Source organism: Nonomuraea sp. NPDC005983, from assembly GCF_040614375.1.
Lineage (GTDB): Bacteria > Actinomycetota > Actinomycetes > Streptosporangiales > Streptosporangiaceae > Nonomuraea.
Genome location: NZ_JBEXUP010000085.1, coordinates 14,632 through 38,573, shown reverse-complemented (window position 1 = coordinate 38,573; position 23,942 = coordinate 14,632). Strand labels below are relative to the sequence as shown.

Below are 23,942 nucleotides of genomic sequence, written 5' to 3'. Positions count from 1 at the left end.
GCCGCGCGCGGTCGGCGTCGGCGCGGTCCACTCGCCGCACACCGCGATCACCGACTTCCCCGCCGTCGCGCGCAGGCTCGCGCTGGACGTGGCCGAGCAGGGTGGTTCGGTGCGGCTCGGCCACCGGGTCAGGGCGATCAGGCAGACGTCCAGGGGCGTGGAGGTGCTGGCGGCCGGGCGGAGGTTCGCCTTCGACCGGCTGGTGGTGTGCGCGGGGCTCGGCACGGACGCCGTCGCCAGGATGGCCGGCGACCCGGGCGACCTGCGGATCATCCCGTTCAGGGGCGAGTACTACGCGCTGGCCGGGCGGGCGAGGGAGCTGGTGCGCGGGCTGATCTATCCGGTGCCCGACCCGCGGTACCCGTTCCTCGGCGTCCATCTGACCCGGCACATCGACGGCGAGGTGCTGGTCGGGCCGAACGCCGTGCTGGCCCTCGCCTACGAGGGCTACAGCTGGCGAGATATCCGGAACATCCCGCAGATCGCCGCCTGGCCGGGCACCTACCGCATGGCCAGGAAGCACTGGCGCACCGGGATCAAGGAGGTCTACGGCTCGCTGGCCAAGCACGCCTTCCTGCGGGCGGCCCGGCGTTACGTCCCGGAACTGACCGCCGCCGACCTGCGCAGGGCCGAAGGCGGCGTGCGCGCCCAGGCCGTGGCCAGGGACGGCCGCCTGGTCGACGACTTCGCCGTGGACGTCCACGGCGGCATCGTGCTGGTACGCAACGCGCCCTCTCCCGCGGCTACGTCCAGCCTGGCAATTGCCCGGCACATCGCCGGAATTGTCCCAGCATTGGTCCGATGAGGGCATGCTTAGGGGTGATGGAAGCGCGCCTGCTGATCGTCGAGGACGACCCGAACATCCTCGAACTCCTCGCCGCGAGCCTGAGGTTCGCGGGTTTCGACGTGACCACTGCCAAGAGCGGCCTGGACGCCGTCAACGCCGTGCAACGGCACCGGCCCGACCTCGTCGTCCTCGACGTCATGCTGCCCGACGTCGACGGTTTCGAGATCGTCCGGCGGATGCGCAGCGGCGGCATGCACACGCCCGTGGTCTTCCTGACCGCCCGCGACGAGACCGAGGACAAGATCCGCGGCCTGACGATCGGCGGCGACGACTACGTGACCAAGCCGTTCAGCCTCGAAGAGGTGGTCGCCAGGATCCACGCGGTGCTCCGCCGCACCAGCGGAGAGGTGCAGCCGCCGCCGCCGAGGCTGACGTTCGCCGACATCGAGCTGGACGAGGAGAGCCACGAGGTCTGGCGCGGCGGCAGCGCGATCGCCCTGTCGCCGACGGAGTTCAAGCTGCTTCGCTACTTCATGACCAACGCCGGACGGGTCCTGTCGAAGCCGCAGATCCTCGACCACGTGTGGGACTACGACTTCAGGGGCGAGGTCGGCATCGTCGAGTCCTACGTGTCGGTGCTCCGCCGGAAGATCGACAACCGTAGCCCGCGGCTTATCCACACGCTGCGGGGCGTCGGATACGTCCTGCGGCAGCCGCCGGGCCCGTGATGCGCGGCCTGCCGCTCCGGATCAAGCTGATCGCGGTGATGCTGGCCCTGCTCGGTCTCGGGCTGACCTTCATCGGCCTCGTCAGCGTGTCGGTGCTGCACGGCTACCTCCTGGACCGCGTCGACAGCCAGGTCAACCTGCTCTCGGTCCGGATGCACAAGAAGCTCGAGTACGACCAGATGCGGCGGGAGAAGGGCAAGAAGCCGGGCGAGAAGCCGCCGCTCATCGAGTCCGACACGATCGTCATGGTCAAGCAGCCCGACGGCAGGTTCACCTCGGTCCTGGCCGGCCGCGACGTGGACTTCAAGTCGCCGCCGGTGCTGTCACCCACCCCCCGCGACGACACCTACACCGCCAAGGCCGTCAGCGGAGGCGGCGAGTGGCGGGTGCTCCAGACGACCACTCCCCATTACACGTTCGTGGTCGCCGCCGACCTGGAGGAGGTCGACGAGATCACCAGGCGGCTCGGCCTCATCGAACTGCTGGGCGGCGGCGGCATCCTGCTCATCCTGGCCGTGGTGGGCGTCACGATCGTGCGCAGGAGCATGCGCCCGCTGGCCGCGATCGAGCGCACGGCCGGCGCCATCGCGGGCGGCGAGCTGGGCCGCCGGGTGCCCGACGGCGACCCGCGGACCGAGGTGGGCCGCCTGGCCAGGTCCATCAACGGGATGCTGGCCCAGATCGAGACCGCGTTCGCGGCCCGCTCCGCGTCGGAGGCCGCGGCCCGACGCTCCGAGGACCGGATGCGCGAGTTCATCGGCGACGCCTCGCACGAGCTGCGCACCCCGCTGACCTCGATCCGCGGCTTCGCCGAGTACGCCAGGCAGAACCCGTCCGCCGACCCCGCCGAGCTGATGCAGCGCGTGGAGAAGGCCGCCGGGCGGATGAGCCTGCTCGTCGACGACCTGCTGCTGCTCGCCAGGGTCGACCAGGCCAGACCGTTGCAGATGCGCCCCGTCGACATGCTGGCGCTGGGCGCCGACGCCGTCCAGGACGCCAGGATCCTGGCCCCCGACCGGGCGATCAGCCTGGACGTCGTCGGCGGCGCGGCGCTGATCGTCTCGGGCGACGAGGTCCGGCTGCGGCAGGTCGTCTCGAACCTGGTGACCAACGCCCTCGTCCACACCGAGGCGGGCACCCCGGTCACCGTCCGCGTCGGGGTGGCGGACGGCACGGTGTTCCTGGAGGTGGCCGACAAGGGGCCGGGGCTGACGCCCGACCAGGTCGAGCGGGTCTTCGAACGCTTCTACCGGGTGGACTCCGCCAGGTCCCGGCGCCGCTCGGGCGAGGACAGGGGCAGCGGGCTCGGGCTCGCCATCGTCCAGGCGCTGGTGCGGGCCCACGGCGGCACGGTGCGGCTCGACAGCTCGCCGGGCGCCGGGTCCACGTTCCGGGTCGAACTCCCACTCGCCTTGGAGTAGACGTTCAGCATTTCCTCAGCTCTCTGGGTCAGTCTGGGGGAGTGAGTAAACCCGAGCTCCGCGAGCTCCGCGAGGCGCTGATCATGGTGGTGGACGACGAGCCCAGCATCAGGGATCTGCTGTCCGCGAGCCTGCGCTACTCCGGGTTCGAGGTGCTGACGGCGGCCGACGGGTACGAGGCCGTGGAGGTGGCCGAGCGGGTCGGCCCCGACCTGGTCATCCTCGACGTGATGCTGCCGGACCTCGACGGGTTCGAGGTGGCCAAGCGCATCACCGCGCCCGTGCTGTTCCTGACCGCCCGCGACAACACCGAGGACAAGATCGCCGGTCTGGGCGTGGGCGACGACTACGTGACCAAGCCGTTCAGCCTGGAAGAGGTGCAGGCCAGGATCCGCGCGGTGCTCCGCCGCACCCGAGCGGAGGCCGTGCCGACGAGCCGCCTCAAGGTCGCCGACCTGGAACTGGACGAGGACGCGCGCGAGGTGTGGCGCGGCGGCCGGCAGGTACGCCTCTCGCCGACCGAGTTCAAGCTGCTGCACTACTTCATGTCCAACGCCGGACGGGTGCTGTCGAAGGCGCAGATCCTGGACCACGTGTGGAACTACGACTTCGGCGGCGACGCCGGCGTGGTCGAATCGTACGTCTCCTACCTGCGGCGCAAGGTCGACGACGTGGAACCCCGACTCATCCACACCCTGCGCAGCGTCGGTTACGTGCTGAGGGAGCCGCCCGCGGGCTAGCGTGGACGGTATGGATCTGCTGGGCGCGCTGGAGGGGCTGCGCCGCGACCTGGGCCGCGAGCTGTTCCCGCTCGCGATCGGAGAGGCCGCGGCAGACTGTCACGCGCTCGCCGAGCTGACCGGGCAGCTCGACGACTACCTGCTGCCCAGGCTGCGGGCGATCGACGCGCCGCTGCTCGCCGTCGTTGGCGGGTCCACCGGGGCCGGCAAGTCCACCCTGGTCAACTCGCTGGTCGGGGCCGACGTCGCCGAGCCGGGCGTGCTTAGGCCGACCACCCTGGTGCCGACACTCGTGGTGAACCCCGCCGACCACGACTGGTTCATGGGCCAGAACGTGCTGCCGGGCCTGTCACGGGCCACCGGCTCCGCCGTGGGGGCGCTGCGGGTGGTGACGTCCGGCTCGCTCGGCGCGGGGCTCGCGCTGCTCGACGCCCCCGACATCGACTCCGTCGTGACCGCCAACCGCGAACTCGCCGCGCAACTGCTCGCCGCCGCCGACCTGTGGCTGTTCGTCACGACCGCCGCCCGCTACGCCGACGAGGTGCCGTGGAGCTTCCTGCGCTCGGCCCGCGAACGCAGCACCGCGCTGGCGGTCGTCCTCGACCGGGTGCCCGACGAGGCCATCGAACCGGTCTCGCGCGACCTGCGACGCCTGCTGGTCGAGAACGGCCTCGACGGCACCCGGCTGTTCACCGTGCCGGAGGCCGCGCTGCCGTCCGAGCGGGCCCGGCTGCCCGCCCCGCTCGTCTGCCCGATCTCGGAGTGGCTGTCGGCGCTCGCCTCCGACGCGGCCGAGCGGTCCCGCGTCGTCCGGCAGACCCTGTCCGGCGCGCTCGACAGCCTCGCCGCCCGGGTGCCGGCGCTGGCCGACGCGGTCGTCCGGCAGCGCTCCGGGTTCGACGGGCTGCGGTCCGTCGTGTCCGGCGCGTACGCGGGCGCGATGGCGGACTTCGACGCCGGCATGCGCGACGGGTCGCTGCTGCGCGGCGAGGTCATGGCCCGCTGGCAGGACTTCATCGGCACCGGCGACCTGATGCGCTCCCTGGAGAGCCGGGTGGGCTGGTTGCGTGACAGGATCGTCGGCTTCTTCACCGGGCAGCCGCCCGGCGCCGAACTACGCGTCGCGCTCGAAAGCGGCGTGGAGGCGCTGATCAGGGGCGCGGCCGACGCCGCCGCCGAACGCTCGCTCGACGGCTGGTCGGCCGCCCCCGGCGGGCTCGACCTGCTCGGACGGCTCGGCCCCGTCGACGCGGCCAGGCTCGGCCGCGCCTCCCCCGACCTGAGCCAACGGACCGAGGCGGCGGTGCGGGGCTGGCAGGAGTACGTCCTCGACCTGGTCAGGGAGGAAGGGGCCGAGAAGCGGACCACCGCCAGGGTGGCGTCGTTCGGCGTCAACGGGGCCGGGCTGCTGCTGATGCTGGGCGTCTTCGCGTCCACCGGAGGGTTGACCGGGCTCGAGGTGGGCATCGCGGGCGGCACCAGCGTCCTGTCGCAGAAGCTGCTGGAGGCGGTCTTCGGTGATCAGGCCGTCCGCTCGCTGACCGTCCGGGCCCGCGACGACCTGCGCGAACGGGTGCGGTCGCTGCTGGAGGAGGAGGCGGCGCGGTACACCGTCCTGCTGGACACCGTCGAACCGCCCGACGGCACGGCCGAGGCTCTCCGCCAGGCCGCCACCGCGATCCGCGACCGCCACACCACGGCACCCCCGGCGATGGATGCGCCTGAGAGCGGCGAGGTGCCGCGTCCGGAGGAGTCATGAAGCTGCTGCGCCGCAAGGAGGGGCCGTCCCTGGACACCCGGCTGGCCGCCCTGCTGGAAGCGGCCGAACTCGGCACCGGGCGGCTTCCCGAGGCCGCCGTGTCGGCCGCGCGGGCGGTGGCGGAGCGGGCGGGCGCGCGGCGTGACCTGTCGGTCGAGCACACCGCGGTGGCGCTCGCGGGGGCCACGGGGAGCGGGAAGTCGTCCCTCTTCAACGTCCTGGCCGGGACTGATCTCGCCGCGGTCGGCGTCACCAGGCCCACCACCGCGACCGCCCAGGCCGCGCTCTGGGACGGCGCGGGCGCGGGGCCCCTCCTCGACTGGCTGTCGGTCCCCCGCAGACACGCTGTCGGCGAGCGCGGCGAGTCGGGGCAGACGGGTCGGCCGAGTGGTGGGCTGAGTGGTGGGCTGAGTGGTGGGCCGGATGTGCAGGGGGAGCAGCCGGGCGACCTGTCCGGCCTGATCCTCCTGGACCTTCCCGACCACGACTCCATCGAGCTGGCCCACCGGCTGGAGGTGAACCGTCTGGTCGAGCTGGTGGACCTGCTGGTGTGGGTGCTGGATCCGCAGAAGTACGCCGACGCCGCCGTCCACGACCGTTACCTGCGCCCGCTGTCCAGGCATCGGGACGTCACCGTCGTGGTGCTCAACCAGATCGACCGGCTGCCCCGCGACGCCGTGAACCGCTGCCTGGCCGACCTGCGCCGCCTCCTCGACGAGGACGGCCTGGCGGGCGTGCCGGTCCTGGGCGCCTCGGCGCGTACGGGCGCCGGCCTGCCGGAGCTGCGCGCCCTGTTGGCGGAGCGGGTCACGCGCCACAGGTCGTGGGCGTCCCGGCTGGCGGCGGACGTCGCCACCGCAGCCGACGTCCTCGCCGCCGCCTGCTCGCCCACCGCCCCTTCACCCGGCATCGGCACCCCGGGCACAGGCGCGCTGGGCATCGGCGTCTCGGGCAGTGGCGGGTCCGGTACCGACAGGCCCGGCACCGGCGCTCCGGGCACCGGGAAGCCCGTGTCGGGCCTGCGGGCGGGGCGGCTCACGACGGCGCTCTCGGAAGCCGCGGGAGTGCCCCTCGTGGTCGAGGCCGTGGAGAAGGGGCACCGGCACCGGGCCGTGGTCGCGACCGGATGGCCCGTTACCAGGTGGCTGCGCCGGTTCCGTCCTGACCCGCTGCGCAGGCTCCACCTCGGCACCGTGAAGCAGACAGGAGCGCACCCTGAGCGCGCATCCTGGCGCGTCACTCCCGGAGAGGTCACCGGCGCGCGGTCCGGGGAGGTCGCCGGGCGCGGCTCCGGGCGTTCGGGTACGGGGGAGGTGGTCGGGCGCACGTCCGTGCCTGTCGCTTCCGCCGTCCAGAAGGCGCAGGTCGGCACCGCCATCCGGGACGTCGGCGAGCGGGCCGCGCAGGAGCTCCCCGCGCCCTGGGCGGCCTCGGTGAGACAGGCGGCCCGCTCACGCACGGATGAGCTGGCCGACGCGCTGGACCGGGCGGTGGCCACCACGTCCCTGGGCGCGACCAGGCGGCCCCGGTGGTGGCGGGTGGTGGGGGCGCTGCAGTGGCTGGTGTTCGCGGCCATGATGGCGGGAGCCCTCTGGCTGGGGGCCCTGTTCGGGATGGAGTACCTGCGGCTGCCCGAACCGCCGACGCCGACCGCGGGCGAACTCCCGTGGCCCACCACGCTGCTGCTCGGCGGGGCCGTCGCGGGGATGCTGGTCGCTCTGCTGGCACGGTTGGCCGCCTGGGCGGGCGGCCGGCGCAGGGCCCGGCAGGCGTCCAGGGCGCTGCGGGCGAGCATCGCCCAGGTGGGCGACGAGTACGTTCTCGGGCCCGTCGAGACGGAACTGGACAGGTACGCCCGCTTCACCGAAGCCCTCGCCCAGGCCCGCGCCTGACCGACCCCGCCGACCCGAATCTCAGTCGTGGACGAGGGAGCCCGCGACCGTGCGAAGGGTGTCCAGGAGGGGGCGCAGCAGCGGATGCACGTCGGCGCCCCGGCGGACGGCGGCGAAGACGCGGCGTTCCGGGCCGGGCGTGCGGCGGACCGCCACGCCCGGCAGCACCATGTCACGCAGCGCCAGCCTCGGCACCAGCGCCACCCCGGCACCCGCACCCACCAGCGCCACCACCGCGCGGAAGTCGTCGGACGAGTGCGCGAACCTCGGCGTGAACCCCGCCTGCTCGCAGGCGAACGTGATCACGTCGTGCACGGGGTTGCCGGGGTAGGGGCCGATCCACGGCTCGTCCCCCAGCGCCGCCAGCGGTACGTCCCCGAGCGCCGTCGCTCGCGCGTCGTCGTCCGGCCGGGGATGGTCGTGCGGGTGGTCGGCCAGGACCAGGGGGTGGTCCTGAGGGAGGACGAGGTCGAACGGCTCGGCGTACAGGGGGAGGCGCGACAGGCGGCGGTCGGCAGCGTCGGGTGCGCCACGGTACTCGACGGCGATCGTCAGGTCGGCCTCGCCGTCCAGGAGCAGCGCCAGGCCGTGGTCGCCTTCGGCGTCGCGGACGCGGACCTCGAGGCCCGGCGCCTTGACGCGTAGGTCGGCGATCGCGGGTGAGAGCACGGCGCTGATCGCGGTGGCGAAGCAGGCCACGGTCACCTCGCCCGCCGCCCCTGTCGCGTACGCGGCCACCTCGGCCTCGGCGCGTTCGAGCTGGGCCAGCACCTCGTTGGCGTGCCCGAGCATGATCCGGCCGACGGCGGTGAGGCGGACGCCCCGCCCGTCGCGGGTGAACAGCCGGTGGCCCACCTCGTGTTCGAGCGCGACGAGCTGCTGCGACACCGCCGACGGGGTCAGGTGCAGCGCGGCTGCCGCGCCGGTGACCGTGCCATGGTCGGCCACCGCGCGCAGCGTACGCAGCCGCCGCGTGTCTATCACGCAGCGAGAATACTCAGCCGCTCCCGCTGCCCGCGCCGGCGCTCCCCTCCGCTCCCGCCGCCGCAAGCGAGCCTCCACAGCGGATGGGGGCTCGCGCAGGGGGACGCTCTTCGGGCGGGAGCCCGTCCCCGCTGCGATCCGGGGTCGGCACGGATCGCAGCGGGCAGGCGAGTCGGTTAGGCGGCGCGGGCGCGCCCGTCAGGAGGCGGCGGTCAGCCGCGGGCCTGGACGAACGCCGCCACCACACGGTCGACGTCCTCGGTCGAGTGGGCGGCCGAGAGCTGGACGCGGATCCGGGCCTGGCCGTGCGGCACCACCGGGTAGGAGAAGCCGATCACGTAGATGCCGAGGTCGAGCAGGCGGTCGGCCATGGCGGAGGCCTCGGCGGCGTCGCCGATCATCACGGGGACGATCGGGTGGTCGCCCGGCAGGATGTCGAACCCGGCCTCGGCCATCGCGCCGCGGAAACGGGCGGTGTTGGCGCGCAGCCGCTCGCGCGCCTCGCTGGACGTCTCCAGCAGGTCGAGGATCCGCAGCGAGGCCGAGGCGATGACGGGGGCGAGGGAGTTGGAGAACAGGTACGGGCGGGAGCGCTGGCGCAGCAGCTCGCAGATCTCCTTGCGGGCCGCGACGTAGCCGCCGCTGGCGCCGCCGAGCGCCTTGCCGAGCGTGCCGGTGATGATGTCGATCCGGTCGGTGACGCCGTGCAGTTCGGGGGTGCCGCGCCCGGTCGGGCCGACGAAGCCGACCGCGTGGGAGTCGTCGACCATGACCATGGCGTCGTACCGGTCGGCCAGGTCGCAGATCTCCCGCAACGGGGCGAGATATCCGTCCATGGAGAAGACGCCGTCGGTGACGATCAGCTTCCTGCGCGCGTCGGACGCCTCCTTCAGCCTGGCCTCCAGCTCGGCCATGTCGCGGTTGGCGTACCGCAGGCGCTTGGCCTTCGACAGCCGGATGCCGTCGATGATGCTCGCGTGGTTGAGCGCGTCGGAGATCACCGCGTCCTGCGCCTCGAGCAGCGTCTCGAAGACGCCGCCGTTGGCGTCGAAACACGAGCTGTACAGGACGGTGTCCTCCATGCCGAGGAACTCCGACAGCCGGGTTTCGAGCTCTTTGTGCACCTCCTGGGTGCCGCAGATGAACCGGACCGAGGCCATGCCGAAGCCCCACCGGTCGAGCGCCTGCTTGGCGGCGTCGATCACCTCGGGGTTGTCGGCCAGGCCGAGGTAGTTGTTGGCGCAGAAGTTCAGCACCTCGCGCCCGGCCACGCTCACCTCCGCGTTCTGCGGTGTGGTGATCACCCGTTCTGGCTTGAGCAGCCCCGCCTCGGCGATGCCGTCGAGGGTCGCCCGCAGCTGCTCGCGGGTATTGGTGAACATCACGCGCTCCAATCCATGATGACCTTGCCGGTGCGGCCACTGGCGGCCGTGTCGAAGGCGGCGTCGAAGTCGCGGTACGAGAACCTGTCGGTGATCACCGGAGCGAGGTCGAGCCCCTTCTCCAGCAGGACCGACATGTTGTACCAGGTCTCGAACATCTCCCGGCCGTAGATGCCCTTGATGGTGAGCATGGACGTCACGATCGTGGCCCAGTCGACGGCGAACTCCTCGGCGGGCAGCCCGAGCATCGCGATCTTCCCGCCGTGCGTCATGTTCGCGATCATGTCCCGCATGGCCCGCGGGTTCCCCGACATCTCCAGCCCGACGTCGAACCCCTCGCGCATGCCCAGGCGGCGCATGCCGTCGGCGATCGAGGTCTGCGCGACGTTGAGCGCGAGCGTGGCGCCCAGCTTCCCGGCCAGGTCCAGCCGCTCGGGGCTGACATCGGTGATCACCACGTTGCGGGCGCCCACGTGCGCGGCCACCGCCGCGGCCATCAGGCCGATCGGGCCGGCGCCGGTGATCAGCACGTCCTCGCCGACGAGGGGGAACGACAGCGCGGTGTGGACGGCGTTGCCGAACGGGTCGAAGATGGCGGCCACGTCGGGGTCGACGGGCGTCCTGTGCACCCAGACGTTGGAGGCGGGCAGCGTGACGTACTCGGCGAACGCGCCGTCCCTGTTCACGCCGAGCCCGACGGTGTTGCGGCACAGGTGGCGGCGGCCCGCCATGCAGTTGCGGCACTTGCCGCACACGATGTGCCCCTCACCGCTGACCAGGTCGCCGACGGAGATGTCCTCGACCCCCGGGGCGACCTCGACGACCTCGCCGCTGAACTCGTGTCCCACGATCAACGGAAGCTTCAGGGTCTGCCGCGCCCAGTCGTCATATTTCCGGATATGCAGGTCCGTGCCGCAGATCCCGGTGCGGAGTACCTTGATCAGCACCTCACCGGGGCCGACCTCGGGCTCGGGCACGTCCATGAGCCACAGCCCGGCCTCGGGCCTCTCCTTGACCAGCGCTTTCATCGGCCAACCCCCTCGTCTGAACCTAACGCACTGTGCCCGTTGTGCTCGGGAGGTGTCCATCGAGGGTTTCTTAACTCCCCCCAAAGCGCTCCTTCACACGGGGTGAATGTGCTGCTGTACGGCGTGGCCGCCCCACCCGCCGCCCGCCGCACTTCGGCCGGAGACCCGTTAGGGGGCACTTACGCTGGGTGGGCAGGCGAAAACGGATGTCGAGGCGGGAAATCTAATTTCGTAACCTTCTTCACTAAAAGTAGGATGACCTGGTGCTACAGCAGAGCGGTGACGCCTCACTCCTACGCAGGCTGAACTCGGCCGCCATCCTGCGCCTGCTTCGCGACGCCGAGGTGCTCACGCTGAGCGAGCTGGCCAGGGGCGCCAGGGTGTCCAGGCCGACGGTCGAGGCGATCGTCGAGGAACTGGTGAGCGAGGGCTGGGCCGAGGAGTGCCCCGACGAGCCGGGCGACAGGCCGCGCGGCAGGCCGGCGCGCCGCTTCAGGTTCCGCGCCTCGGCGGGGCACGTGGTGGGCGTCTCCATCGGTCACACGTCGGTGCAGGCCATGGTGGCCGATCTGAACGGCGCGATCGTGGCCGTCCAGGCCATACCGATCTCGCCGGACGTGTGCGCCGCCGACCGGTTGGCGGCCGTGGGGGATCTCGTCACCGCCGTCACCGCCCAGGCCGGGCTGGCCGTACACGAGGTCGCCGCGGTGGGCGTGGGCACCACCGGCGTGGTCGACGGTGACGGCCGGGTGGTCAAGAGCGTGGTGCTGAGCGACTGGACGGGCGTGCCGCTGCAGGCCGAGCTGGCGGCCCGCCTGCCGGTGCCCGTGGTGGTGGTGGAGAACGACATGCGCCTGGCCGTGATCGCCGAGCACTGGCGCGGCGTCGCGCAGGGCTACGACGACGTGGTCTACCTCTACACCGGCACCCGGCTCGGGCTCGGCCTGCTGATCGGCGGCGTGCCGTACCGGGGAGCCCATGCCGCCTCGGGCGAGATCGGCAAGATGCCGACCGGCACCTGGGCGGCCTTCAAGGAGGTCACCGACTACGCGATGAGCGTCGAGCCGGGCGAGCTGCGCTCACCCATGGAATCCGCCCGCTTCGCGATCGAGCGCGCCCGCCAGGGCGATGCCGAGGCCTCGGACGCCGTCAGAGCGTTCGGGGTGGGCCTGGGCGAGAGCCTGATCACCATCGTGAACCCGCTGGACCCGGAGCTGGTGGTGATCGGCGGCAGCCTCTCGCCCGCCGGTGACCTGCTGGTCGGACCGGTGAAGGAGGTCTTCGACGAGATCTGCCTGTACCCGCCGTTGGTGGTGGCCTCCGAGCTGGGCAGCGAGTCGATCACTCTGGGTGCTGTGCGGCTCGCGCTCAATCACATAGACAAGGCGCTCTTTTCGTAGCTTGTCTGGATAAATCGGTCACGAAACCGTCACGAGACGGCCTCGTGCGTGCATCTTCTGACTGTATCTGAGCGATTAACCCTAGTTTCTTGCATAAATACGCCTTAGCCTCCAGTCACTCGTTCAGCCCGACAGATGGGGACGACATGACAGGCAAGATGCGGGCGCTGGCATGCGCCGGTGCGCTCGTGGCAGGACTCGCGGGATGCTCCTCCTCGGGCGAAAGTTCGGACGGCACGGTCACGATCACCTGGGGCCACTGGGGGACGGCCGACATGTGGGGGCCCACCGCGACCAAGCTGGCGCAGGCCTTCGAGAAGAGCCACCCGAAGATCAAGGTCAAGATCGAGTTCACGCCGAACAAGGAGTACTGGACCAAGCTGCAGACCGCCGCGGCCAGCGGCAGCGCCCCCGACGTGTTCTGGATGAACGGCCCGCGCATCGGCGTGTACGCCTCCCAGGGCGCGCTGATGCCGCTGTCGGACCAGATCGCCAAGGACAAGCTCGACATGAGCAAGTACCCCAAGGCGCTGGTCGACCTCTACCAGCTCGACGGGAAGCAGTACGGCATCCCGAAGGACTACGACACCATCGGGCTGTTCTACAACAAGGACCTGTTCGACAAGGCCAAGGTGAAGTACCCCACGGCCGACTGGACCTGGGACGACGTGCGCAAGGCGGCCGACAAGCTGACCGACGCGAGCAGCGGCGTGTGGAGCATCGGCGCTCCCGCCTGGAACCAGACCCATTACTACGACACGATGGTCCAGGCCGGCGGCTACATCATCTCCGACGACAAGAAGAAGTCGGGCTTCGACGACCCTGCCTCCCTCCAGGGCCTGCAGTTCTGGAAGGACTTCCTGGACAAGAAGCAGTCGCCGACCCAGCAGCAGATGACCGACACCGACCCGAGCGTGCTGTTCCAGAACGGCAAGCTGGCCATGTTCTACGACGGCTCCTACGACGCCGTCATGTACCAGAACTCCAAGGGCCTCAACTGGGACGTCGCGCCCATGCCGAAGGGCCCCAAGAGCAACGCCAGCATCATCCACGGCCTGGCCAACGTCATCTACGCCAAGACCAAGCACCCGCAGGAAGCCTGGGAGTTCGAGAAGTTCCTCTCCTCGGAGGAGGGCAACAGGATCCAGGCCGAATCGGGTGCGGTGATCCCCGCCTACGAGGGGCTCGCCGACGCCTGGGCCAAGTCGATGCCGGGGAAGAACCTGCAGATCTTCCTCGACGCCGCCACGACGGCCGTGCCGTACCCGATCTCCAAGAACACCGCCGTCTGGGCGCGCAAGGAGGTCGACGCGATCACCAAGGCGTACACCGACGGCAACCAGGTGGAGCCGATCGCCAAGGAGTTCGCTGCGACCATGAACGCCGACCTGTCCGCCGAGAAGTAAGGTGAGGACGGCCGAAAGGACGGTCGCCGCCGCCCCGGCGGCGGCCGCCCGCCCGATATCCAGGCGCAGGCTGCGCGACCGCGAATGGGTCTGGGGCTACCTGCTGATCGCGCCCATGGTCCTCGGCCTCGGGATCTTCTACCTGTGGCCGATGGTCCAGTCGGTCTACTACAGCTTCACCGAGTGGACGCTGTTCGGCGACTCCAGCTGGGTGGGGATCGCCAACTACACCAAGCTGCTGCACGACGCGGCGATCGGCAAGGCGCTGATCAACACGTTCGTGTACTCGGCACTGATCCTGCTCGGCATCCCTGTCTCGGTCCTGGTGGCCGCGCTGCTCAACGCGCGCGGGCTGCGACTGGTCGGTCTCTACCGGACGCTGTACTTCCTGCCCGTGGTGACCATGCCCGCGGCCGTCGCGATGGTCTGGGCCTGGCTCTACAACGGTGACTACGGTCTGTTCAACTACCTGCTCGGCCTGGTGGGCATCAAGGGGACCTCGTGGGTGGCCAACCCCGACACCGCCCTGTACGCCGTGGTGCTCATCGCGATCTGGTCGGCCATCGGCTACAACGCGGTCATCTTCATGGCCGGGCTGCAGGCCATCCCGCAGCACCTGTACGAGGCGGCCTCCATCGACGGGGCAGGCAGGATCCGGCAGTTCTTCAAGATCACGCTTCCGCTGCTGTCGCCGAGCGTGTTCTTCGTCTCGGTGCTCACCGTGATCGGCGGGCTGCAGGCCTTCGACATGTTCTTCCTGCTGTTCAGGAAGGGCAACCCGGCGCGTGAGGACAGCCAGACCGTGGTGTCGCTGTTCTTCACCTACGCCTTCGAGGAAGGCGCCAAGGGGTACGCGGCCGCGCTGGCCGTCGTCTTGCTGATCATCACGCTCGTGCTGACCGTGATCCAGTTCCGGCTGCAGAAGAGGTGGGTGCACTATGCGAGCTAACCGCCTGTGGCCCGTCCACGTGGTCCTCGCGGTGGGTGCGGCGGCCATGGTGCTGCCGTTCTTCTGGGAGCTCCTGACTTCGCTGAAGACCTTCACCGAGGCGACCAGGCTGCCACCGGTGTGGATCCCGTCCTTCCAGTGGTCCAACTACGCCAAGATCTTCGAGCAGACGCCGTTCCTGCACCAGTTCTGGAACACCGTGGCCATGACAGTCATCAGGACCTGCGGGCAGTTGCTGTTCTGCTCGATGGCCGCCTACGCGTTCGCCAGGCTGAAGTTTCCAGGCCGTGACGCCATCTTCGTGGCGCTGCTTTCGGTGCTGATGGTGCCCGGACAGCTGTTCCTGATCCCGCAGTACCAGATCATGCAAGGGCTCGGCTGGCTGAACACGCTGCCAGGGCTGGTCGGGCCCGGGGTGTTCAGCGCGTTCGGCACCTTCATGCTGCGGCAGTTCTTCCTCGGCCTGCCCGGCGAGGTGGAGGAGGCGGCCAGGATCGACGGCGCCCATCCGGTCCGCATCTACTGGAGCGTGATGCTGCCGCTGGCCAAGCCGGGGTTGATGGCCCTGGGAGTGCTGACCGTGATGTGGTCGTGGAACGATCTTATGTGGCCGCTCATCGTCAACACCGACCCGGAGCAGATGACGCTCTCGGCTGGGCTCTCCTCCCTTCAGCAGGAGCACCTCAACGAGTTCCACGTCCTCATGGCAGGCTCACTCGTGGCCAGCCTGCCGATGATCATTTTGTTTATCGTGATGCAGAAGCAGATCATCCAGGGCATCGCGTTCACCGGCTCGAAGTGAAAGGACTGCAGTGGAAGACCTGCGCATCGGCGTCATCGGCCTCGGCCTCCGGACGAGTCTCGCCCTGGCCGCGCACCGGCCCGGACGAGGGTCGGCCGTCGTGGCCCTGTGCGACTCCGACCCGGCAGCGCTCAAGAGCCAGGCCAAGAGGTTCGAGGCGGAGTTCCTGACCGAGGACTACCGCGAACTGCTCACCCGCGACGACCTCGACGCGGTCATCGTGATGACGCCCGACGACACGCACGAGCGCATCGCGATCGACTGCCTGGAGGCCGGCAAGGCCGTCTACCTGGAGAAGCCGCTCGCGATCACGGTGGAGGCCTGCGACGCCGTGCTGGAGGCCGCGCGACGGACCGGGACCCGCCTGTACGTGGGGCACAACATGCGCCACATGGGCGTGGTCAGGCTGATGCGCGACATCATCCAGAAGGGCGTCATCGGCGAGCCGAAGACGGTCTGGGTGCGCCACTTCGTCTCGTACGGCGGCGACTACTACTTCAAGGACTGGCACGCCGACCGTACCCGCACCACCGGCCTGCTCCTGCAGAAGGCCGCACACGACCTGGACGTGATCCACTGGCTCGCCGGAGGCTACACCACCAGGGTGAACGCCCTCGGCGACCTGATGCTCTACGGCGACCTGCCGCGCCGCGAGCCGGGCACCCCCAGGCCGGAGGGCTGGCTGCGGGAGTTCGACTGGCCGCCCACCCGCCGCACGGACTTCCACCACGTCATGGACGTCGAGGACGTCTCGGTGATGAACATGCGTCTCGACAACGGCGTCATCGCCGCCTACCAGCAGTGCCACTTCACCCCCGACTACGTGCGCAACTACACGGTGATCGGGACGGAGGGCCGCCTGGAGAACTTCGGCGACGGCCCCGGCGACACGGTCAAGGTCTGGAACACCGGGCCCTCCGGCTACCGAGGCGAGGGCGACATCACCTACCGGGTGCCCGAGGCGATGGGCTCGCACGGCGGGGCCGACCCGGCCATCATGGACGAGTTCTGCAGGTTCGTCCGGGAGGGCGGGGCCACCGACACGTCCCCTGTGGCTGCGCGGATGAGCGTCGCCGCCGGATACATGGCCACGTTGTCGCTGCGTGACGGCGGCACGCCGTACGACATCCCGCCGATCGATCCGGAGCTGGCGGCGTACTTCGACCGCGGCCAGCGGTGAACATCCGCACGGGCCTTCGGAACTCGAAGGCCCGTGCGGACAGCACCTGTATGTGGATATGTCGATGCGTGCCCGGATACGGGACGGGGATACGGCGGCCTTCGAAGAGCTCTTCGGCGACTACGCGAAGGCCGTCTACAACCATGCCTTCCGCCTGACGGGCAACTGGTCCGCGGCCGAAGATGTGATGGCGCTGACCTTCCTGGAAGCCTGGCGGTTACGCGGACGGGTCGACGCGGTGGGCGGATCGCTGCGGCCGTGGCTGCTGGGCATCGCCACCAACGTCGCCCGCAACGCCCGGCGCGCGAGCACTTCCTGACGAAGGAGGAGGCTCCGCTCGCGGTCTTCCCGTCGCCGGAGGGGCAGGAAGAGGGCTTCACCATCGACCCGAGCGTCATCAAGGACGGCCAGACCGGGGTGCTGGAGTTCAGCGTCGGCGAGGTGAAGAACGCCGGTGTCGTCGCGGGGGTCTGGGCGAGGGGCGCCACAGGGCCGGTGGCCGACTGCACGCTGGTCGACACGACGGACGCACCGCTGTCCCACTGAGGCGCCACTCGGCCCGCCGGCCGGCTGACAGGCAGGCATCAGGCCCGATACAGCACGGAAACCCGGCCGTGTAGAGGCAGGTGCGGCGGGCGGCTCGGCCACCCCGACGAATGGGGGCGCCCGCCGCACACTCGCGCGGCGGGCGGGCCACTGCCTGGCTCCGATCGTCGGAGGGTTGGAGCTCCAGTGCTGGAAGCACCGTTCTAACTATGAAACACTGTTGCAGGATTGCAACATGGTCGGTCGTGGAAGGCATCAACACAACGAGATCAACGGGGCCTTCAAGAGAGTTCGCAAGATCCCGAGCTTGTCGGTGGTCGAAAGCCACAACGGGCATCGCTGGGGCTGGATCCAGTGCGTTTGCGGGTCTACGCCCTTCAAGGTGTGGTCGACACCGCGCAACCAGGAAACCATGCGAAAAGCATTCTCGAATGGGTCAGTGAGCATGTCGGCTGCGGCGTAAGTGGGGAGGACTCATGACCACCTGGAACTTCCGCGTCATGCTGAATCGGGCGCCCAGTGACGAGGAGATGGACAACCTCTACGACGCCGGTCTGGACGACTGCGCCGTGGCTGGCGGCCCGGACGGCAGCGTCTACCTCACGTGCGACCGCGCCTCGGAGAGCTTCTTGGAGGCGATTGCGTCAGTCCTCGTCCAGATCAGGACCGTCGATGGTTTGTGGGCCGTAGGTGTCGGCCAAGGTGACGCGGTGACGTTGGGCGACGCGGCTCGGCGGCACGGGGGGCGTACGCAGGCCAGCCTGCGGCAGCTGGCGAGCGGGCAGCGGGGGCCCGGGGGGTTTCCACCTCCGCTCATCGAGGCCGACAATATCAGCGTCTACTCCTGGGGGGAGGTCGCCGAGTGGCTCCGCACCGAGATGGGCGACGATATCCCGCAGGTCAACCGCGACATCGCGCTGGCCGACGCGGCGGTCAAGCTCGCCTGCCGTGCCAGGGCCGTCCATCAGGAGACCCAGGTGCGCAGGCTGCTCGAAGTCGCCTGACCGCCGCGGAGGTGTCTTCTAGCGTTCCTGGTGCTCCCTGTCGAGGTCGGGGAAGGGCGTCGGCTCGTCGACGGCCTGGGTGAGCTGGCGCGGCCCGCGGGGGCTCTCCGCCTCCTGGGCGTCGGCCACCGCCTCGGCGGCCGCCTCCGAAGCCTTCATGACCTCCTCGTCCTGCTCCGCGGAGGTGGGAAGCTCGTCGCGGGTCGCCGCCGACCTGGGCAGCGCCTCCGTGAACGCCTTCGACACGCCCTGCAGCGCCGAGGTGACCTCGCTGGGGATCACCCAGAACGTGTTCCCCTCGCCCTGCGCGAGCTGCGGCAGCACCTGCAGGTACTGGTAGGCGAGCAGCTTCGGGTCAGGGTCGTTGCGGTGCACGGCTTGGAACACCTGGTCGATGGCGCGCGACTGGCCCTCGGCCTCCAGGATGGCGGCGGTTCGCTGGCCCTCGGCCCGCAGGATGCGGCTCTGCTTGTCGCCCTCGGCGGTGAGGATCTGCGACTGTCTCTGACCTTCGGCGTTGAGGATCGCCGCGCGTTTGTCACGCTCGGCCCGCATCTGCTTCTCCATCGCGTCCTTGATGGTTTTTGGGGGGTCGATGGCCTTCACCTCGACGCGGTTGACGCGGATGCCCCACTTGCCGGTGGCCTCGTCGAGCACGCCCCGCAGTTGGCTGTTGATGGTGTCGCGGGAGGTGAGCGTCTTCTCCAGGTCCATCGAGCCGATCACGTTACGCATCGTGGTGACGGTCAGCTGCTCGATCGCCTGGATGTAGTTGGCGATCTCGTAGGAGGCCGCCCGCGGGTCCGTGACCTGGAAGTAGAGCACGTTGTCGATCTCGACGACCAGGTTGTCCTCGGTGATGACGGGCTGCGGGCGGAAGGTCACGACCTGTTCGCGCAGGTCGATCATCGGGTAGACGCGGTCGATGTACGGGATGACGAAGTTGAGCCCCGGTTTGAGGGTGCGGTGGTAGCGGCCGAGTCGCTCCACGTTGCGCGCCCTGGCCTGCGGCACGATCCGCACGGCCTTCAACAGGGTGAGCGCCGCGAAGAAGATGACGAGCAGACCGACTATCAACAGTGGATCCATGGTCACTCCCGTGGATAGACGAGGGCCGTGGCGCCCTCGATCTCTATGACATCGACGGTGGCCCCCGTGGGGATCACCAGTGTCTCGTCGTAGGCGCGCGCTGACCACTCCTCGCCCCCGATGCGGACCCGGCCTTCGCGCCCCGTCACCTCGGAGATCACGTAGGCGGGCTTGCCGACGAGCGCTTCCACGCCGAAACGCTGGAGTTGCGGCTGGCGGATGTGGCGGATCGCGATCGGCTTGACCACGATCAGCCCCGCCGCGGACGACAGGGCGAAGACGAGAAGTTGCAGGGGAGCCGGTAGCCCGATGGCCGCGGTGGCGGCGGTCAGGAGAGCGGCCACTCCGAGCAGCCCCAGTGCCGCGGTGACGGTGAAGATCTCCGCCAGGCCGAGAACGACTGCGAGGATTACCCAGATGATCCATTCATCCATGCTCTGGCCCTCCTGACTCGTCAACGGGCCGGTATCCGCGAGTGGTTCCCCCTCTACGGTAATCCCTGGTTTACGGTTCTAGTCCAGCCTGTACGGGGTTGTGAAGGGCGCTGCCGAGCCGCCATTCGTCCCAGGGGAGCTGCCAGAAACCCCAGCCGTTGTTCCACTCGAGCGCCCGCGTGGTGCCCGTGATCGTCACGGGGTCGCCGCGCAGCGAGGTCGTGTAGAACCAGGCCGCCTGGTCGGGCCTGGCGTTGATGCAGCCGTGGCTGACGTTGGCCCGGCCCTGCGCCCAGACGTTGTCGCGGGCGTGGACGTACTCGCCGCTGTTGGAGATGCGGACGGCGTGGTCGATCAGCAGGTCGTAGAAGCCGGGCTCGCCCTTGACCCGGCCCGGCGAGATCATGCGGACCGGGTTGCCCTTGTCCATGGTCAGGTGGACGCCGCTGGTGGTGGTGTACTCGCGGGTGGTGGCCATGCCCGCGCTGATCGCCATCCGCTGGCGCACCCGCTGGTCGCGGCTGACCACCATCTGGTGGGTGCGGGTGTCGATGGTGCTGATCTGCTCGCGGCCCACGGTGAAGGCGAACGAGCGGTTGACGGTGCCGTACACGCCGCTCGCCGCGCGTACGCCCGCGAGGTGGGCGGTGACGGTGACGGCCTGCCGGGCGGGCCAGTAGCTGCGGGTGCGGTAGACGGCCTGGGTGTCGCTGGTCCACCGCCAGGCCCCCTCGACGGGGGAGGCCGCCCGCACCTCCAGCGCCCGTTCGACGGCGGCCTTGTCGAGGATCGGGGTGTCGAAGTCGAGGATGATCGGCATGCCGACCCCGACCGTCTCGCCGGGCAGCGGGGTGGTCGAGAGCAGGCCGAACGTGCGCTTGGCCGCCCGCGTGCGGAAGCGGCCCACGGCCATCGTCGTGGGGCCGTCGCCGCTCGCGGCGGTGGCGGTGACCGAGTACTCGGCCCCGGGCGTGAGAGTCCAGCTGGAGCGCCACGTGGTGCGGGCCTTGTCGAGGACTCCCGGCACCTGCGCACCCGCCGCGTAGACCTGCACGGTGCGCAGCGTGCCGCCCTTGGCCCTGACCACCAGGGCCTGGTCGGGGCGGGCCCGTTCGGTGTCGAAGGCGGGCGAGACGCGGATGACAGGCGGGGGCGCGTCGCCGTTCACCGCGCTGCAGCCCGCAGAGACCTGACCGGTGAGGACGACGAGACAGATCACTGCGGCGCGCCGCATCGCACTCCTGCTTTCCGGGGGGACGTCTGGAGGAGGGGACATCCCAGATTAGCGGGCAGTGACGGTCAAAGCACGCCGAGTAATCTATCGGATGGTTCCGGAAACCTCCCCGAGGGTCACCTCGCCCGCCCTGGCCCGGATCGTCACGGTGTCGCCGTCTTCGAGGAACGTCCTGGTCTCGCCGTTGGCCAGCTTGACCGGGTCCTCGCCGTTCCAGGTCAGCTCGATGAGCGAGCCCCGCTCCTCGCGCAGCGGCCCGGAGATCGTGCCGCTGGCGAACAGGTCGCCGGTACGCAGGGAGGCGCCGTTCACGGTCAGGTGGGCGAGCATCTGGTCCGGCGTCCAGTACATGGACGAGTACGGCGGGCGCGAGACGACCTCCCCGTTCAGCGCGACCTCGACCGCGATGTCCAGCCCCCAGTCGCCCTGCCTGCGCAGGTAGTCGAGCGGCTCGGGATCCTGCGCCCGCCCGGGAAGCCGGGGCAGCGCCTCCAGCGGTGTCACCCACGGCGAGACGGACGTGGCGAACGACTTGCCCAGGAACGGGCCGAGCGGCACGTACTCCCACGCCTGGATGTCGCGCGCGCTCCAGTCGTTGACCAGCGTCACCCCGAAGACGTGCTCCTCGAAGGGGCCGGCGGGAGAGCCGAGCTCGGACGGCACGCCGATGACGAACCCCAGCTCCGCCTCGATGTCGAGCTTGCGGCACGGCCCGAACACGCCCGCGCCGAGCTGCCCGCTCGGCCGCCTGACCGGGGTGCCCGACACCACCACCGTGCCCGACCTGCCGTGGTAGCCGACCGGCAGGTGCCGCCAGTTGGGCAGCAGCGGCTCGGCGTCGGGCCGGAAGATCCGGCCGATGTTGCTCGCGTGGTCGAGCGAGCAGTAGAAGTCGACGTAGTCGCCCACCTCGAACGGCAGGTGCAGGCGTACCTGCTCCAACGGCACCAGGTGCGACTCGGTGATCGCGCGGTCGTCGGCGAGCTTGTTCTGGATCAGCGCTCTGGTGTCGTGCCAGGCCTGGCGGCCCCTGGCCATGAACGGGTTGAGCGACGGGGCCGCGAACACCTCGTCGTGCAGCGCGGCGGCCAGGTCGAGCACCCGGTCGCCGTAACGCACGCCCACTCTCGGCGCCTCGCCGCTGCGGGAGAACACCCCGTAGGGCAGGTTGTCGAGGCCCCAGCTCATAGCACTCCTAGCGTTCGCAGGTCTTCGATGGGCGTGCCGGTGTTGCACGAGCCGTAGCTCACCAGGAGGCGCCGCGCCCTCTTGGCGGTCTCCTCGGCCACGGCCCGCGCCAGCCGTACCAGCTGGCCCACGTCGGTGGTGCGCAGCACGGGCACGGGGTCGCGGTCCTCGACCGTCTCGCAGACGGCGAGCACCAGGTTGAGGAAGCCGTGCCGATCCACGCCCAGGGTCGGGTCGAAGTGCCGCACCGCGTGGTGCAGCCCGGCGGTGGCCTTGAACGGGACGTCATGGTCGGCGCAGAACCGGATGAACGCGGCGAGCTGTTCGGCCGGCGGGAAGTCCTCGGCGGCGGTTCCGCCGCAGCGCACCTTGAGCGCGGCGCCCTCGGGCACGTCCATGGCCGGCTTGCCCGGCGGCACCTCGACGAACAGCCGAATGCCGGGTGGCAGGTCCAGCCTGCGGACGAGCTGCTCGACCGTCTCGTCCGGCGGGAGCCTGATCTCGACGAAGTCGACCGGCAGGTCGTCGAACGGCGGCATGTCCGGCGTGTCGACGATCAGGCCGATGCGCAGCGGCAGGAAGGACTCGGCGCGCAGCCGGTCGATCCGGCTGGCCGGGCAGAGGAAGCGGTGGGTGAGCACCTCGTCGCCGCGCTCCTGGTCGCGCCGGTGGCGCTCCAGGGCGTCGGACATGTGCAGTGAGGTCGGCGGGAAGAGCCCGGCGTCGTCGATGAGGGCGGTGAAGAGGGTCATCGTGACCAGGTCCAGGCGTAGCCGGGGTCCTCGCAGGACAACGCGCCCTGTCCGAGGTCGAGCGGGCGGAAGGTGTCGACCATCACCGCGGTCTCGCTGGTGGTGGTGACGCCGCGGCCGACCGCGTCGATCACCGCCTCGACCGCGCCGGGCTGCGGGCCGTGCGTGAACCCGGCCGGGTGCAGCGAGACGGAGCCGACGTCGATGCCGGAGCCCCTGCGCGCCGAGTAGTCGCCGCCCACGTAGAACATGAACTCGTCGGAGTCGACGTTGTGGTGGTTGTACGGGATCGGCACCGACTCCGGGTGGAAGTCGAGCGGGCGCGGGCAGAAGGAGCACACCACGAACCCCGGGCCCTCGAAGGTCTGGTGGACGGGCGGAGGCGCGTGCGTCTTCTTCACGATCGGTTCGAAGTCGTTGATGTTGAACGCGAACGGGTACAGGCAGCCGTCCCAGCCGACCACGTCGAAGGGGTGGTTGCGGTAGACGAGCCTGGTCAGCCCGCCCCGGGTGCGCACCAGCACCGGCACCTCCTCGCCCTCGACCGTCAGCGGCTCGGTGGGGCTGCGCAGGTCGCGTTCGCAGTAGGGCGCGTGCTCCAGGAACTGGCCGTACTGCGACAGGTAGCGCCTGGGCGGCCTGATGTGCCCGGACGCCTCGATGGCCAGCACGTTCACCTGCCCGTCGGGCACCCAGCGGTGGATCGTGCCGGTCGGGACGACCACGTAGTCGCCCTCGCCCGCCTCGATCACGCCGTAGGTGGACTCGAAGCGCACCCGTCCGCGCTGCACGTAGACGCACTCGTCGCCCATCGAGTCGCGGTACAGCTCGCTGGGCCGGTCGCTGGTGGCGTACGACAATCGGACGTCGCCGTTGCCGGCCAGCGGGATGCGCCCGGTGACCAGGTCGCCGGCGCTGGTGAGGTCCTGGGTGCGGAAGTGGCGCGGCGAGAGCGGCAGGTTGGGCTGGAGGCGGGTCTCCGTCGTGGGCGTGACGGTCTCCGCCTTGATGATCGCGGTCGGCAGGTAGCGGTGGTAGAGCAGCGAGGAGTCGGACGAGAAGCCCTCCTCGCCCATCAACTCTTCGGCGTACAACCCCCCGTCCGGCCGCCTGAACTGCACGTGGCGCTTACGTGGCACCTCGCCCACGGTGCGGTAGTACGGCATCCGCCCTCCTTGGCGCGTCCGTTTATCGGACGAAAACGTCCTCTATTTGTAATTACCGTCGTCCATCGCCC

General features: G+C 70.1%; 23 protein-coding genes. 14 read left to right on the top strand and 9 right to left on the bottom strand.

From position 1 onward, the window contains the following. The 6 genes from lhgO to ABZ297_RS30615 form a co-directional block, all read left to right on the top strand. Positions 1-805, top strand: an 805-nt coding sequence (gene lhgO, locus ABZ297_RS30640) for an L-2-hydroxyglutarate oxidase (protein WP_355353094.1), incomplete at its 5' end; no start/stop codon positions are given. 17 nt (positions 806-822) lie between these two features. After that, positions 823-1,515 (top strand): response regulator transcription factor, encoded by a 693-nt coding sequence (locus ABZ297_RS30635; RefSeq protein WP_355353091.1) that lies wholly within the window; start codon positions 823-825, stop codon positions 1,513-1,515. Next, entirely contained in the window at positions 1,515-2,936 is a 1,422-nt protein-coding gene (locus ABZ297_RS30630) for a HAMP domain-containing sensor histidine kinase (RefSeq protein WP_355353100.1), read from the top strand. Before ABZ297_RS30635 ends, ABZ297_RS30630 begins: the two co-directional genes overlap by 1 nt. Before the next feature lie 83 nt (positions 2,937-3,019). Then, positions 3,020-3,676 (top strand): response regulator transcription factor, encoded by a 657-nt coding sequence (locus ABZ297_RS30625; RefSeq protein WP_355353097.1) that lies wholly within the window; start codon positions 3,020-3,022, stop codon positions 3,674-3,676. A 10-nt stretch (positions 3,677-3,686) separates the two neighbouring features. Beyond that, positions 3,687-5,435: an ABC transporter gene (locus ABZ297_RS30620; protein WP_355353088.1), complete on the top strand. Its 1,749-nt coding sequence runs from the start codon at positions 3,687-3,689 to the stop codon at positions 5,433-5,435. Beyond that, a complete protein-coding gene (locus ABZ297_RS30615) occupies positions 5,432-7,327 on the top strand; it encodes a GTPase (protein ID WP_355353085.1) in 1,896 nt (631 codons plus the stop codon). Before ABZ297_RS30620 ends, ABZ297_RS30615 begins: the two co-directional genes overlap by 4 nt. Before the next feature lie 21 nt (positions 7,328-7,348). Here the strand turns inward: ABZ297_RS30615 and ABZ297_RS30610 are convergent, their stop codons facing one another. The 3 genes from ABZ297_RS30610 to tdh all read right to left on the bottom strand — a co-directional run bounded on the left by ABZ297_RS30610 (position 7,349) and on the right by tdh (position 10,721). Then, positions 7,349-8,311: a LysR family transcriptional regulator gene (locus tag ABZ297_RS30610; protein WP_355353082.1), complete on the bottom strand. Its 963-nt coding sequence runs from the start codon at positions 8,309-8,311 to the stop codon at positions 7,349-7,351. 212 nt (positions 8,312-8,523) lie between these two features. Then, complete coding sequence (locus tag ABZ297_RS30605; RefSeq protein WP_355353079.1) at positions 8,524-9,693, bottom strand: glycine C-acetyltransferase; 1,170 nt, start codon at positions 9,691-9,693, stop codon at positions 8,524-8,526. Further along, a complete protein-coding gene (gene tdh, locus ABZ297_RS30600; protein WP_355353076.1) occupies positions 9,693-10,721 on the bottom strand; it encodes an L-threonine 3-dehydrogenase in 1,029 nt (342 codons plus the stop codon). Before tdh ends, ABZ297_RS30605 begins: the two co-directional genes overlap by 1 nt. Before the next feature lie 263 nt (positions 10,722-10,984). On the opposite strand from tdh, the gene ABZ297_RS30595 reads away from it, so the two are divergent. The 8 genes from ABZ297_RS30595 to ABZ297_RS30560 all read left to right on the top strand — a co-directional run bounded on the left by ABZ297_RS30595 (position 10,985) and on the right by ABZ297_RS30560 (position 18,008). Then, positions 10,985-12,121, top strand: coding sequence for an ROK family transcriptional regulator (locus ABZ297_RS30595; RefSeq protein WP_355353073.1), 1,137 nt, complete (start codon positions 10,985-10,987; stop codon positions 12,119-12,121). A gap of 146 nt (positions 12,122-12,267) precedes the next feature. Then, positions 12,268-13,527: a sugar ABC transporter substrate-binding protein gene (locus ABZ297_RS30590; protein ID WP_355353070.1), complete on the top strand. Its 1,260-nt coding sequence runs from the start codon at positions 12,268-12,270 to the stop codon at positions 13,525-13,527. 1 nt (position 13,528) lies between these two features. Continuing rightward, the gene (locus ABZ297_RS30585) at positions 13,529-14,476 is read left to right on the top strand and encodes a sugar ABC transporter permease (RefSeq protein WP_355353067.1); all 948 of its coding nucleotides are present in this window, start codon (positions 13,529-13,531) and stop codon (positions 14,474-14,476) included. After that, positions 14,466-15,278 (top strand): carbohydrate ABC transporter permease, encoded by an 813-nt coding sequence (locus ABZ297_RS30580; protein ID WP_355353064.1) that lies wholly within the window; start codon positions 14,466-14,468, stop codon positions 15,276-15,278. The genes ABZ297_RS30585 and ABZ297_RS30580 overlap by 11 nt, the downstream gene beginning before the upstream one ends. 10 nt (positions 15,279-15,288) lie before the next feature. Next, the gene (locus ABZ297_RS30575; RefSeq protein WP_355353061.1) at positions 15,289-16,458 is read left to right on the top strand and encodes a Gfo/Idh/MocA family oxidoreductase; all 1,170 of its coding nucleotides are present in this window, start codon (positions 15,289-15,291) and stop codon (positions 16,456-16,458) included. 64 nt (positions 16,459-16,522) lie between these two features. Beyond that, complete coding sequence (locus tag ABZ297_RS30570) at positions 16,523-16,777, top strand: RNA polymerase sigma factor (protein WP_355353058.1); 255 nt, start codon at positions 16,523-16,525, stop codon at positions 16,775-16,777. Next, positions 16,717-17,004, top strand: a complete 288-nt coding sequence (locus tag ABZ297_RS30565; RefSeq protein WP_355353055.1) for a hypothetical protein — start codon at positions 16,717-16,719, stop codon at positions 17,002-17,004. Before ABZ297_RS30570 ends, ABZ297_RS30565 begins: the two co-directional genes overlap by 61 nt. A 476-nt stretch (positions 17,005-17,480) precedes the next feature. Further along, positions 17,481-18,008: a hypothetical protein gene (locus ABZ297_RS30560; RefSeq protein ID WP_355353052.1), complete on the top strand. Its 528-nt coding sequence runs from the start codon at positions 17,481-17,483 to the stop codon at positions 18,006-18,008. Positions 18,009-18,026: 18 nt separating this feature from the next. Here the strand turns inward: ABZ297_RS30560 and ABZ297_RS30555 are convergent, their stop codons facing one another. From ABZ297_RS30555 to ABZ297_RS30530, 6 genes are all read right to left on the bottom strand, one after another. After that, on the bottom strand, positions 18,027-19,097 hold the full coding sequence (locus ABZ297_RS30555) for an SPFH domain-containing protein (protein WP_355353049.1): 1,071 nt from the start codon (positions 19,095-19,097) through the stop codon (positions 18,027-18,029). Between the two features lie 2 nt (positions 19,098-19,099). Then, the gene (locus ABZ297_RS30550) at positions 19,100-19,531 is read right to left on the bottom strand and encodes an NfeD family protein (protein WP_355353046.1); all 432 of its coding nucleotides are present in this window, start codon (positions 19,529-19,531) and stop codon (positions 19,100-19,102) included. A gap of 70 nt (positions 19,532-19,601) precedes the next feature. Beyond that, positions 19,602-20,765, bottom strand: coding sequence for an Ig-like domain-containing protein (locus tag ABZ297_RS30545; RefSeq protein WP_355353043.1), 1,164 nt, complete (start codon positions 20,763-20,765; stop codon positions 19,602-19,604). Positions 20,766-20,849: 84 nt separating this feature from the next. Beyond that, positions 20,850-21,953: a fumarylacetoacetase gene (gene fahA, locus ABZ297_RS30540; RefSeq protein WP_355353040.1), complete on the bottom strand. Its 1,104-nt coding sequence runs from the start codon at positions 21,951-21,953 to the stop codon at positions 20,850-20,852. Beyond that, entirely contained in the window at positions 21,950-22,705 is a 756-nt protein-coding gene (locus ABZ297_RS30535; RefSeq protein ID WP_355353037.1) for a hypothetical protein, read from the bottom strand. The genes fahA and ABZ297_RS30535 overlap by 4 nt, the downstream gene beginning before the upstream one ends. Next, positions 22,702-23,871, bottom strand: a complete 1,170-nt coding sequence (locus ABZ297_RS30530; RefSeq protein WP_355353034.1) for a homogentisate 1,2-dioxygenase domain-containing protein — start codon at positions 23,869-23,871, stop codon at positions 22,702-22,704. The genes ABZ297_RS30535 and ABZ297_RS30530 overlap by 4 nt, the downstream gene beginning before the upstream one ends. Between the last annotated feature and the right edge of the window lie 71 nt (positions 23,872-23,942).